The sequence below is a fragment of the Paenibacillus sp. VTT E-133291 genome, from assembly GCF_002264395.1.
Taxonomy (GTDB): domain Bacteria; phylum Bacillota; class Bacilli; order Paenibacillales; family Paenibacillaceae; genus Paenibacillus_AQ; species Paenibacillus_AQ nitricinens.
Map to the genome: position 1 here is coordinate 38136 of NZ_NFVA01000051.1, position 12875 is coordinate 51010.

Annotated in this window: 9 protein-coding genes; 7 read left to right on the plus strand and 2 right to left on the minus strand. The window is 43.5% G+C overall.

Annotation, left to right across the window (positions count from 1 at the left end; all coding sequences use genetic code 11):
* Positions 1 to 4: 4 nt before the first annotated feature.
* Entirely contained in the window at positions 5 to 4585 is a 4581-nt protein-coding gene (locus tag CA598_RS19500) for a collagen-binding domain-containing protein (protein ID WP_179283713.1), read from the minus strand.
* A 375-nt stretch (positions 4586 to 4960) separates the two neighbouring features.
* On the opposite strand from CA598_RS19500, the gene CA598_RS19505 reads away from it, so the two are divergent.
* The 7 genes from CA598_RS19505 to pilO all read left to right on the plus strand — a co-directional run bounded on the left by CA598_RS19505 (position 4961) and on the right by pilO (position 12636).
* The gene (locus CA598_RS19505) at positions 4961 to 6625 is read left to right on the plus strand and encodes a GspE/PulE family protein (RefSeq protein WP_094877554.1); all 1665 of its coding nucleotides are present in this window, start codon (positions 4961 to 4963) and stop codon (positions 6623 to 6625) included.
* A gap of 43 nt (positions 6626 to 6668) precedes the next feature.
* Positions 6669 to 7718 carry a type IV pilus twitching motility protein PilT gene (locus CA598_RS19510; RefSeq protein ID WP_094877555.1) on the plus strand — a complete coding sequence of 350 codons (1050 nt, stop codon included), beginning with the start codon at positions 6669 to 6671 and terminating at the stop codon, positions 7716 to 7718.
* The gene (locus CA598_RS19515) at positions 7718 to 8923 is read left to right on the plus strand and encodes a type II secretion system F family protein (RefSeq protein WP_094877556.1); all 1206 of its coding nucleotides are present in this window, start codon (positions 7718 to 7720) and stop codon (positions 8921 to 8923) included. The genes CA598_RS19510 and CA598_RS19515 overlap by 1 nt, the downstream gene beginning before the upstream one ends.
* A 167-nt stretch (positions 8924 to 9090) precedes the next feature.
* A complete protein-coding gene (locus tag CA598_RS33355; RefSeq protein ID WP_094877557.1) occupies positions 9091 to 9549 on the plus strand; it encodes a type II secretion system protein in 459 nt (152 codons plus the stop codon).
* 107 nt (positions 9550 to 9656) lie between these two features.
* Positions 9657 to 10406, plus strand: a complete 750-nt coding sequence (locus tag CA598_RS19525; protein WP_094877558.1) for a prepilin peptidase — start codon at positions 9657 to 9659, stop codon at positions 10404 to 10406.
* Between the two features lie 15 nt (positions 10407 to 10421).
* Positions 10422 to 12044, plus strand: a complete 1623-nt coding sequence (gene pilM / locus CA598_RS19530) for a pilus assembly protein PilM (protein WP_094877559.1) — start codon at positions 10422 to 10424, stop codon at positions 12042 to 12044.
* Positions 12031 to 12636: a type 4a pilus biogenesis protein PilO gene (gene pilO, locus CA598_RS19535; RefSeq protein WP_094877560.1), complete on the plus strand. Its 606-nt coding sequence runs from the start codon at positions 12031 to 12033 to the stop codon at positions 12634 to 12636. The genes pilM and pilO overlap by 14 nt, the downstream gene beginning before the upstream one ends.
* Before the next feature lie 49 nt (positions 12637 to 12685).
* Here pilO and CA598_RS32735 read toward each other — a convergent pair.
* On the minus strand, positions 12686 to 12875 hold a 190-nt coding region (locus tag CA598_RS32735; RefSeq protein WP_218832612.1), incomplete at its 5' end, for a hypothetical protein.

The following is a 12875-nucleotide window of genomic DNA, read 5'->3' on the forward strand; positions in this document are numbered from 1 at the left end:
AAGTTTAGTAACGATCGTCATTCTGAGGTGCCACAACCTTAACCGTAATATCTGCTTTTACTGTTGTACCTGTGCTTCCGGTATAAGTCACTGTGATGAGTGTGGATCCCTTTTTAACGCCTGTAACAGTTCCCCTGGTATTAATATTGGTTCCATTATTGACGCAGGCAATTGCAGAATTGTCGCTTACCCAACTCAAGTTATCTTTGATTTGATCTATTGAGATGGAGGTTGGGAATGCCCATAAAATATCGGTTAACTGGAAAGTATGGCCTACCTCTAAAGTAATGGACTGATCCCGGAATCTTAATCCATTTAAATCAACGATATTAACCATGTGTGTTGAAGTGATTTTTTGGAATGAAACCTTAATCAGCAGTCCTTCTTTAGCGGTATTACCAGCCGTCAATTTAGCGGTTGACCCGTCACTAGAAGGCGTAATTGTAGCCATCTTGTTATCCGTTGATTGCACGAAATCCCAGATTAGCGTTGATGGATCGGAATCAGCAGGATTCCTAATTGCTTTTAGATCAATTTGCCCCCCTAACATTACCGTTATTGGACCTTCAATCGACAGTGACTTTAGCGGGTTAGTGATTACGATTGTCTTATCTGCAGTGATTGGATCACGATTACTAGAATTTACAGTGAGTTTCACCAAGTAAGTTCCTGACTGTGTAGCACTGAATACCTTTTTGGTATCATCACTTGGGTAGTCTGGATTGGTATTAATGACAGCATTGCTTGCTCCAGAGGTGACATTGGTGACCGACCAGGTATAGGTAATATTGGCCTCTGGTCCTTGATTATTTAGGTTGCCTTGCACATAGATAGCACTTAAAGGGATAGAATCGTTAATTTCACCAGTCCCATCTCCATCAATCGTTAAGGATCGTGGAGTTCGCTCAGCTACCGTTATGGTTGCTGTAGCCTGTTTGCCGCTACCATCTAGTGCAGCCACATGAACAGTTGCTGTGCCTTTGGCGAGGCCTGTGATGTAACCACTGCTTGAATCCAACTGTACATAATTAGTATCGGTAGTTGTCCACAGAAACGTCAGATCAGGGATATCTGAAGGAATGACTGTCGGAATTAAACGCATTCCTTCTCCGACATAGATGGTCCTGCTTTCTAATTGTAGAGCCTTAATTTTATATTCGGCTGTAAAGGTTAAGGTCTCAAACGAAATCGTAGTACGCGATAAATTAGCTGATGAAGGATCTGTTGGTGCTGGGACAAGTAGCGGATAGATCTCCGCTGGTAGGTTACCGGTAAAAGGAACATGAAATAAAGTTGCTGAACTCATAGTCATTGAAGCTCCAATAATTGTTCCATACACCTGACCTCCATCGAATGTTATGGCAGACCGTGGTGCTAGAATGGTTCCGTATACATTGGCTTGGGATATCCGCACAGGCTTTGTGCCAGAGAAATTGAATAGCACACGGCTGCCGTCACTTCCCAGCGGGAAATGTAAGAATGGTTCACTGGTACCGTCCTGCTGTACATTAACAATTACGGTTGATCCTTGCGGAACCTTGAGCTCGGAGCTGTTAAGCGTATTTAATACTGAAGTGGAAATATTAACAATATTGATAGATGAGCTACCTGTTACCGTAAGTTTTCCATATTCATGAGTCGTTGAAGTATTGGAAGGCAGCTTAGCAATAGCATCAGAGAGTCCAAGGAGATAACTCTCATGCTTGTTGAAATTGAGAAGTTCACCGTATGTGATAGTACCATTTTGAATAGAACCAGGTCGTTGGTCTTTAACGGAGCCCTTAACCAATATGTTTCCGTAAACCGTACCTTCAGGAAGAGAAACATCTCCGCCCGTGACAATACCGTATGGAACTTTGTCTTTGAATTGTTCATTTACTGTAATACCAGCGTTGTTGAAGTTGACTGTGCCCCCGGAAGCTAATGGACCCTTAATAGTTCCTCCACGAAGTGAGGTTGTCTGAAGGATAAATGCGTTGTATTCACCTGTGATTCCCAGAGGTGGTAATGTGGCATGGATATCGACATAACTAAGCTTGGAGTCATTTAAAGTATAGGTTTGGATCTGAGTCGGTTTAACTGTGATTTGGAACGTTATAGGTTGCTCAGAGTCTGGTTTATAGATTTGGGCGCCGTTCACCGTTTTTAATGAATAGGTTATGTTATTTAGATTGCGTGTCAATCTAAACCCACTGGTTACATTTCCAGTGACAATCGTACCGGCTGGTAGTTCTCCTGAAATCTCCAGGTTAGGTGGAAGGTTCTCAGTAAATACAATATCCGATATTAATTGTGTGTTAGAGGTCTGGTTGACCGTACCTACTTTATCAAAAGGTACAGATTTTGGGGTGATGGAATAACTAAGAGTGACCGGTTCTCCCTTTTCTACTTTACCATTCACAACATTCTGAGAGAGAGAGCGTGTTACACTCAAATTGGTGTTCGACGGCAGGACATTTACTCTGATAGTTTTACTTGAGAGAGCTCCGTTTTGGTCCCATGCGTTAATTTCGATGTCGAGTGCGCCCCCATTTGGAAGCGGATTTTTAACCGTTCTATATATACTTTTCCCTGATTTAATGCTCGTTTTATTCATTTCAATGTCGGTAAAATACGTGCTCCCATTTTTAAAGCGAATTTCAGTTGTCAGATCACGATCGTTAAAGTCCAGATCAGTGACTGTATAGTCGACAAGTATTGTGTTTTGATAAGAAGGAACCGATGAGCCATTAGCCGGTGTATGTACCGTAATCTCAGGAGCATGATTGGCACCAATAAAAGCACGATACATGGTATTAACGAACAATTTTTGTTCCCAAACTGGGAAATTTCTTAGATTGGCGGGAATATCACTTACTCCAAAAAAATGACCTGTACCCGAGTAGGTAATATTGCCTTTGGAATATGTGTAATATTGATTCCAACTATCCTCGGTATCACGTTGGTATTGATTATAGTCACCATTTGGTTTTATCTTCGTACCTGACGCTTCGCTTTGAATGTTATACCATGATACTACTTCGGGATCTTCAAGATTAAGCGTGAAGTACTGGTTATGTGTTGGTGCAATTTGTGGTGTGGAGATATCGATTTGCTGGTTGCTGTCGTCCCGCTTGCTTAGATAAAAAGGATATTGCATCAAAAGCCCGTCATTCACCGGCTTAACCTTGGTGGAAAGATTGATGGCATTATGGCCTAAGTTGGTCTCCGGATTCATCTGACCGGTAATCCCCATGAAATTATTGATCCAGTTCTTTTTATTTGCATCTAAATTAATGATGGTATCGTGAGTGAACAAGGCGCTTTGCTTGAAGGTACCAGTGAATTGTGTAATCGCGTTGGTTGTATTAGTGTTTAAGTTGGATTTCTTATAGTATTCGTCGACAAAACCAAAGATGAGCATGTCATAGGTGCCGTTTAATCCGTAACTTTGTGTTGCAGCATATTTTTCATTCACATATGTGTTAAATTGGGTCATAGTTTTGACCGCTATATTAAGTTGATAATCGGTTGTATTCAAAAACAGTGGATCCATATTACTAGTGTTCAGGAGGCTGCTTTCCGTTAGAGTGTCAGGCATAACCTGAAGAATATTTACGATGGTCTTCTCTCCGCGATAACGAATTACCCCGCTGTCAAAATCCTTTAATTGCGATTTATGATAATCATTGATTTCTAACTTCCAATAGAGTAAGCCGGAGTATGTTTTTGGCAAAGTGTATTCGATAGTTCCGCTGGATGTATTAAGCTCTGTTTCAGCAACGACCTGCTTTTCTCCCATCTTGATGGACTTATCAAGACCGATATATAGTTTGACTGAGAGCGGAGAGCTTTGTAAATTAGGTGCGTTAGTGATATTGAAATTAAAAGAAAGTTTCTCCCCAGGAACATAGATTTTGCTGTTAGTTGCATTAGGGTCATAGTTGGGGATTCTGTTCGTAATTTGAAGGCGGGGACGTTGCTTTAGATCATTTATGTACGTTGAGTTTTGTCTTTTTAAATCGGTAAAGATATTTGCGAGTCCAGCATCATCCACAAATTTAACTTTTGGGTTGGATGAGGAAAGACGGTAACTGTTAAAAGAGCTGTATAGTATACCTTGTTCTGCTTGTGGTTTATTATCTTTGTCATTAAAGGGTTGGCTATGAAAGAAAACATATAATCCTTTATTAATAAATTCCTTCGTAATTTGATCTGCCTTCAGCTTAGTAATATCGTTCTTCATGCTTCTGGTGTCCAGTGCTCTAGCTCTATTCTCCTCCGAGGCCGGTTGCTGATTACTCACTTGTGCAGGATTGTAAGTCCCCTTTCCGATATAAATCGCATCGTATTTTCCATCCAGATCATCCCGCAGCGCCACAAAGCGCTTCATACTCATCGTATCAATGGTAAGGCCAGATATTCCCGTTTTTAGAGACGCAAGCTCACTAACCCCACTCTCAGTAACCTCAAGCATACGAATCTGATAATCATTTGAACTGGCTTCGACATTCGTGAAGTGATTTTTGAGTGGCAGAACAAGCAGAAGGAGAAGCAAGATCGTTACTGTAAAAAGATAGATCCATTTGTTACTGGCAAATTTCATGTTCATCTCTCCCTGATTGTTAACTATTGGTAGATATGGTCGAATTGTATGTTGTGTATGCTAGTTTCCGACAGCTTTTTCAGCTGAATTCGTTGTAAAATTATCCAATCTATGTTATATACATTCTAGGACATTCAGCATTGATAGACAACATAAATCTATTGAAATATACCTATAAATTCATTACTAAAGTCCCAAGTATATTGAAAAATACGCTAGTTTGACAAAAATGATGAATCCGTAATTATGGAAAAAATCATTTTCATATTTTGCAGAAATAGAACTGGTAATTTATCTTTGGTTATTCCTAGTATTATCCATTATTGAGGTCAGTGTAAAAGTATAACCAATAACGGCATACGGAGCTGAACGGACATGGCTATCGCCAAAAAGAGACTTGGAGATTTGCTGGTAGAAAATAATATTATTTCGCAGGAGCAGCTGCTTGAAGCACTTGCGGAACAGCGTAAAAGCAAGCGTAAGCTTGGCGATCTGCTAATCTCTCAAGGCTATATCACGGAGCAGCAGCTGATTGAAGTGCTTGAATTCCAGCTCGGTATTCCGCATGTCAGTTTATTTAAATACCAGATTGATCCTGCGATTACGCAGATTATTCCTGAAAGTATGGCTAAGCGTTATCAAGTACTTCCCTTCTTAAAAGAAGGCGGTAAGCTGATGGTTGCGATGGCTGATCCGCTGGATTATTTTGCGATAGAAGATTTACGAATGAGTACAGGGTTCCGGATCGAACCTGCTATTTCTACGAGGGATGAGCTGCAGCGGGCGATTGCGCGTCATTATGGGATGCGTGATTCTATGAATCAGATGCTAGTAGAACTCCCGACACAGGAAGAAATAGAAGAAACAGAGATTACAGACGAGGACTCTCCGATTGTTCGTTTGGTCAATCAGATGATTCAGCAGGCAGTTGCCCTGCGGGCGTCTGATATACATATGGATCCAGGTGAAAATAATCTAACCATCCGCTACCGCATTGATGGAACTTTACGGACAGAGCGGATTATTCCTAAGCAAATGCAGGGCTTTATAACCGCTCGTCTGAAAATAATGGCCCGACTGAATATCGCAGAACGGCGTTTGCCACAAGACGGCCGAATCAAAATGCAGTTTGATTTCAAAATGGTAGATATTCGCGTGTCCTCATTACCTACGATGCACGGAGAGAAGATTGTGCTGCGGTTGCTAGATTTAAGCACTGGGGTTAAATCTGTAGATGCTTTGGGATTCAGTGAGGGGAATGCGGAAGCTTTTAAGGAAATGATCGCTCGTCCTTATGGAATTCTGCTAATCACTGGACCTACAGGTAGTGGAAAAACAACGACTTTATATTCAGCACTGAATCAACTCAATGTAGAAAGTGCAAATATTATCACGGTTGAAGATCCAGTGGAATATCAGCTTGAGGGCGTAAACCAGGTGCACGTAAACTCGGCTATTGGGTTAACCTTTGCGGCGGGACTACGTTCGATTCTCCGACAAGATCCGAATATTGTAATGGTGGGTGAAATACGGGATGCAGAAACTGCTGAAATTGCAGTTCGTGCCTCATTAACAGGTCATCTAGTGTTGTCTACTTTACATACAAACGATGCGATTAGCTCCGTCTCTCGCTTGCGAGATATGGGGGTGGAGCCTTACTTGATTGCCTCTTCACTAATAGGTGTGGTAGCGCAGCGGCTCGTTCGTAAAATCTGCACCGACTGCAAAGAAACCTACAAACCGTCTGAGCAGGAAGCGATTATGTTACGTAGCTTGGGGTTGCCAGCGGACGAATTACATCGTGGTCGAGGTTGCGGTAGCTGTAGCAGTTCCGGTTATCGTGGCCGAATAGCGATTCATGAGGTACTCAGTATTGACGATCATTTGCGGCAGCTTATTACGAACACTGCTTCGGTAGAAGAACTGCGTGTCGCAGGAAAAGCGCGCGGACTTGTACAACTGATGGATGACGGACTACTCAAAGTAAGTCAGGGAATCACGACGTTACAAGAGGTCATGCGCGAGACGGTCTCACATTAGGGTCTGTTAGGTGTTTTTCATTTTAAAATAGGGGGAGCAGCGGATGCCAACGTATACGCGGGATATTAGACAGCTTTTGCAGACGGCTTACTCCTCCAAAGCTTCCGACTTACATATTTCTGTAGGCTCGCCTCCAGTTATACGTATGGATGGAACGCTTCACCCACTTGAGGGTGCACCAGTAACAGCCGATGAAGCGGCAGAAATGGCAGAAGCGCTGCTTGGCAGTGAACGAAATGAAGTGTTTCGAAATGCAGGTGAGGTAGATTTCTCTTATCCGCTGGATGGCGGCGTAAGATTTCGGGTGAATGTCTATCGTCAGCGGGGTGAGATTAGTATCGCTGCCCGGGCAATTCCCGCAGAGATTCCGAGTCTGGAACAGCTGTCGATGCCTCCGATTTTGTCCACTTTGTCAATCAAACCACAAGGTTTGATTCTTGTTACAGGACCTACGGGCAGCGGTAAATCCTCTACGTTAGCAGCTATGCTGAATTACATTAACAAGACCGAAAGCAAGCATATTGTGACACTTGAAGATCCTATAGAATTTCTGCATAGTCATGGAACCTGTTTAGTCGATCAACGTGAAGTGGGCAGCGATACGGCAAGCTTTGCGAGCGGACTACGTGCCGCGTTACGTCAGGATCCGGATGTTATTCTCGTTGGAGAGATGCGGGATCTGGAGACCATTACAGCAGCAGTTACTGCCGCGGAGACAGGTCATCTTGTGATGGCAACCTTACATACAACAGACGCACCACAGACAATTGATCGAATTATTGACGCTTTTCCGGGTCATCAGCAGGGACAGATTCGTTCACAGCTAGCCTCAGTATTACTGGCAGTTGTCAGTCAGCGGTTGTTTCCAAGAGCAGGGGGACGGGGGCGGATATGTGCAACAGAGATCTTAGTGAATACACCTGCCGTAGCCAATCTCATTCGTACCGAAAAGACACATCAGATTAAAAATGTAATGCAAACCGGACGCGCGCAAGGCATGCATACGTTGGACATGAGTATCCGCGACTATTTATCTCAAGGTCTGATTGACTCGGCTGCCGTAAAAGCATTTATGACGGAGGTGAGTAACTGATGCCTCTTTTTGAATATCAAGTAAAGACAACTGCAGGTAAGTCCATTAAAGGAAAGCTAACCGCAACAGATAAGCCTACGGCGATGGAAGAGCTGCGTAAGCGGGGGCTTACAGTGTTCTCGCTGATCGAACGCAAAACAACGATTCTATCGGTGGACATTTATATCGGTAATCCGGTTAAGCCGCTTCATTTCATTATTTATTGTAGGCAGTTCGCCACGCTAATGCGTGCTGGAGTGTCGATTGTGGATGCAACGCGTATTCTAGCAGAGCAAACTGAGAGTAAGCCGCTGCGCAAAGCGTTAGTAGATGTGAATTCTAGCCTCATGCGCGGGATCTCGTTCTCACAAGCCGTTCAGGATCATAAAAAAATCTTCCCGCAGCTATTTGTCAGCATGATCCGAGCAGGTGAAGAATCCGGTGATATTGAAGGAACTTTGGACAGGCTGGCGATGTTTTTTGAGAAACAGCACACCACGACAGAGAAGATCAAGTCTGCGCTCACTTACCCGATTACGGTCGGGGTTATGGCGATTGGAGCGGTTATATACCTACTCTGGGCGATTGTTCCACAGTTTGTAACGATGTTCGAATCGATGAATGCAGAGCTTCCGGCGATTACAAAGATGGTATTGGCACTGAGTAAAAGCATTCAAGGGCAATGGTATTTCTGGATACTCGGAGTTCTTCTCCTAGTGATAGCTTTTCAGATTACAAAACATACAGAAAAGGGTGCCTACGCACTCGATTATGCCAAGCTTAAGATTCCGGTGTTCGGCAAGCTGAATCAAAAAGGCTCGATTGCTCAGTTTACGCGTACTTTTTCTTCTCTTTATGCTAGCTCAGTCCCGATTCTGCAATCTTTGGTGATTGTAGAGGAAGTAGCCGGAAATAAGGTGATTGGGAAATTCATCCGAAGTGCGGGCGATTCGTTGCGACAAGGAAATCCACTATCTGAGCCGCTAAAAAAAGCTTGGGTCTTCCCGCCGCTAGTTACTCAGATGATTGCGATTGGTGAAGAGACGGGGGCGCTCGACACAATGTTGTCTAAGGTAGCTGATTTTTATGAGATGGACGTGGAGAATACCGTTGATCGTCTGAAGTCACTGCTTGAACCATTGCTGATTGCTTTTCTAGCAGGTGTTGTAGGTGTGATTGTGGCCGCTATTATGCTGCCGATGTTTAGTCTGTACGGCAATATGTGAACCTTACGGTTCCTTGAAGATATTGAGAGGGGTGACGCCGGGGAGGCGGGGCAGGGTTGCAGATCCATTGCTAGCGCTGGACAAGGAAGGACGAGCATTGTAGCGGGATTCACGGAAATAAAAGATATAAGCTGTATTACCACACACCACTTAGAGGGGGAAATAAAATGTTAGCACAAGCCATTAAAAGAAGATTGAGTAAAGAGGAAAATCAAAAGGGGTTTACACTGATTGAGTTATTGGCGGTTATCGTTATTTTGGGGATTATTGCGGTTATTGCGATACCGATGATTGGTGGAATTATTAATAAATCAAAAACGGATGCGGATTTAGCAACTGCTCGACAACTTTATGATGCTTCTCGGATGTACATTATGGGTGAGAAAAATGGAGAATTTAAAAGTGCATCAGTAACACTTGCAGAACTTAAGTTGAAAAAATACATTGATAAGACACTTGTGTTACCTAGTTCCAAGAAATCGATTGCTGAAAGTACAACTATAATTAAGTACGATGCTGATGGATCACTTGAAAAAGTAACTATAGATCCTGCTCCTGAGGGAAGTGATAAAGGCGATTATACCGCTGATAAAGTACTAAGTGCAGAGCCTACACCAACAAAATAAGATTAAGAGAACTTCAGATATTTATTATATATATTCAATACAAAAATACCAAAGGAATCGGACTTCCCGATTCCTTTTTAAAATCCAAAAGCCAACAGAGGACATCCATGACGATATTCATCGCAAGTTACATCACCTTACTGGGCCTGATTCTAGGCTCCTTCTATAACGTAGTGGCACTGCGGGTGCCAGCTAAAGAATCTTTGCTTAATCCACCGTCACATTGCCCGAACTGCAATACGCAGCTGAAGGCGCGTGATTTGTTTCCGGTGATAAGCTACCTGCTGTCAGGAGGCAAGTGTCGTTACTGCGGCACAAGGGTGTCTCCTTTATATCCACTAGGAGAAGCGGCGACGGGTTTGCTTTTTCTATGGGTGTACATGCAATTTGGTCTGACGGGGAAGGGGATTCTCGGATTCATTCTGGTGAGTCTGGCGGTCATTGTGACGATTGCCGATTTGAAGTACATGCTGATTCCGAATAAGGTATTGCTATTCTTTTTGCCGCTGCTGCTCATTCTTGTATTGCTCTTTCCAGAGGGGCCGTTATGGCATCACTTGCTGGGAGCTGTGCTTGGGGGAGGGTCCCTTATTCCTTTTGTTCTGTTAGGAGGGATGGGTGCCGGGGATATGAAGTTATTTGCGCTGCTGGGCTTGGTGATTGGATTTCCTAATGTTATTCTGGCTTTTCTGATGGCTTGTCTGCTTGGAAGTGTGGTCGGAGGACTGCTGATGCTGCTCGGAATCATCAAACGAAAACAACCGATTCCTTTTGGTCCATGGTTAGCAATAGGGGCTTTAATTAGTTTCGGATATGGTTCACATATCATTGGCGCGTATCTCTCGCTCATCGGATAGGAGGACATCGATTATATGCTTGGATTAGGCTCTAAAGTGGCCGGAATTTCAATTGAAGCTACCGGAATTCGTTATATTAGTTTTAAGAATAAACAGTCATGGGAAGTCCGCAAAAAACGGTTTCTCCCGCTCCTTCCAGGCATGATCATTGAGAATCAGGTGGCGGATAGCGAAGCGCTTTATGATCGGGTAAGACAGTGGGTGAAGAAGGAAGGGTTAAGGGGCAGTAAGGTTTCCTTGTCTATTCCACCTTCGCAGATCATCATCCGCAAAATGAGCATCCCAAGTACCAACGATAAGCAGGTAGAGCAGCTCGTGAAGCTGGAAGTGGAGACGGGGCTGCATTTACCATTTGAAAATCCTGTTTATGACTATGTGACGCTCGAAGTGGATGAGGAGCATAGTCATTTACTCGTATTTGCCGCTCCGCGGAAATCGATACAGGATTATGTGGAAATTTTGGAGCGTGCGGGCCTCCGTATAAGCAGTGTTGAAATTTCGGCAACCGCCTTGGCACGCAGTATAACGGCTGGACATGGGGAAAGCTTTGCAGAAACGATGCTAATTAATTTAGAGCCATCCGTCATGGACGTTTATATGTTCAGAAACGGAAATCCGGTGTTCATTCGTACGATTAACTTGCTTGATCTGCATAAGGGTAGAAATGTTGCGGCATTGGGGTTCATGGCAGACAGTGAGGTTTTGGCAGAAACAGCAGTTGCTGTGGAAGAGCAATTATCACCGGAACAAATGGTGGAAATCACTGCGGAAATCTCACGGATGCTCAGCTTCTACCAATACAGCTTGCACGATGGCTCGACTCGTATTAAAAACTTAGTTATAACAGGTGCCCCATCCATTCGTAAACAGCTAGATCTAGAGCTTCAGCAGTCGCTGGCAGAACTCGACATTACACCGATAAGCCTAGACCAGATGGGTAAAGATGCTGTATCTGATCTTGAGCTAAATGATTATCGAGTAGCCGCAGGGACGGCTCTAAAAAGCATCATCAGCGTGGACACGATTGATCTTCTGCCGAGAGAAGATCGGGAGACGTTATTATTCCCCTATGTGACCATGGGTCTTGTGGCGATCTGGCTGGTGGGAACGATTGGGACGGGGATTTATTTTTCGGCTAATAAGGGTCAACTCTCTAATGGTAAAGAGGAGCTGCAAGGCTTACAGGATCGCAGTTTAATGCTACAGATAGAGCTTGGGAAACTTAAAAACAGCGGACCTGGGCAGTTAGATCGGAAGACGGCAATCACAGAGATTCAGAACAATAAGGTAATTGCTGTTCCGATTCTGGATGAATTAGTCGAAGGGTTCCCACCGGGTGCTTTTATCCGTGACATCAACTACACCTACCGGACATCGATTGACCTGACTGTAAATGTACCTACTATGGTAGATGCCTCTAACTATTTAAGACAACTACGTCAGATGTCCTTTACAGTGGATGCTTCTATTTCGAAGCTGACCGAAGGAACTGTGGATCAGAGTGCGGGGCCAACGAATGCAGCCACTTCCTTAAATATGTATACAGCCATTTATAAAGTAAACTTAGTAGAAAATAAGCAGCAGGAAATTGGAACAGATGCAAGCCAAGAGGAGGTGAACAGCGATGGAACAGATTAATAAGTATCGTTCTCCAATCGTATTAGGTGTATTGATTCTGTTCTTGATGCTGTTTGCCTTTTATATGTTAGGTGTTCAGCCGACCAATAAGGAAATATCCGCACAGAACGCCGAGATCAGCCAGCTGGAAAAAGAAGCTGAGATTCTCCAAACTAAAATTAATGAACTAAAAAGCAGTGCTACTTCTGTGGATTCGGAACAACAGGAGCTCCTGGCAGCACTCCCGAAAGGCGATGACAGCGAAGGCTTGATTGTTGATTTGCGGGGAGTAAGCACTTCCTCAGAAGCGCGGCTAAGAGACGTCAGCTTTATTCTGGATGAGGCTAATCCGATTCAGCAAATGACAGGCTCAGCAGAAGTATTGTTCCCTACCATCAAACAGATCAAAATGACCGCAGTCATAGAGGGTACGTATTCGGGGATACGACAATGGATGGACGAGTTGCAGAAGCTGTCCCGTATAGTGAATGTAGACTCATTTAATTTCCAGCAATCCTATGAAGAGCGTTCTGCGAACAGCCCTGAAAGTATTTTGACTGCTAACGTAGCTTTCACAGCTTATTATGAGGCTGTCACTCCATCATCGAACTAGGTCTCATCATTATAATAACACCATTATAAGACTCCACTTTTCCTGTAAATCAGGAGGGTGGAATTTTTTTTTTACTATAAATTATAAATCCGTTTTCATTCCTCTGTTTATTGGGTATTTTAGCTTGCGGGGTGCATAAGCTGGAACAGTGGCTATCGCCTGCATTTTTCAAAATATAAAAAGTATACGGTTCACGCTTTACATTATTTTTATATTTCTCGCATAAACGCTTACCGTCC

Bases quoted from the DNA above. Each gene is read 5' to 3' on its own strand.
- CA598_RS19500 (WP_179283713.1), bottom strand. From the start codon at position 4,585: ATGAAATTTGCCAGTAACAAATGGATCTATCTTTTTACAGTAACGATC.
- CA598_RS19505 (WP_094877554.1), top strand. From the start codon at position 4,961: ATGGCTATCGCCAAAAAGAGACTTGGAGATTTGCTGGTAGAAAATAAT.
- CA598_RS19510 (WP_094877555.1), top strand. From the start codon at position 6,669: ATGCCAACGTATACGCGGGATATTAGACAGCTTTTGCAGACGGCTTAC.
- CA598_RS19515 (WP_094877556.1), top strand. From the start codon at position 7,718: ATGCCTCTTTTTGAATATCAAGTAAAGACAACTGCAGGTAAGTCCATT.
- CA598_RS33355 (WP_094877557.1), top strand. From the start codon at position 9,091: ATGTTAGCACAAGCCATTAAAAGAAGATTGAGTAAAGAGGAAAATCAA.
- CA598_RS19525 (WP_094877558.1), top strand. From the start codon at position 9,657: ATGACGATATTCATCGCAAGTTACATCACCTTACTGGGCCTGATTCTA.
- pilM (WP_094877559.1), top strand. From the start codon at position 10,422: ATGCTTGGATTAGGCTCTAAAGTGGCCGGAATTTCAATTGAAGCTACC.
- pilO (WP_094877560.1), top strand. From the start codon at position 12,031: ATGGAACAGATTAATAAGTATCGTTCTCCAATCGTATTAGGTGTATTG.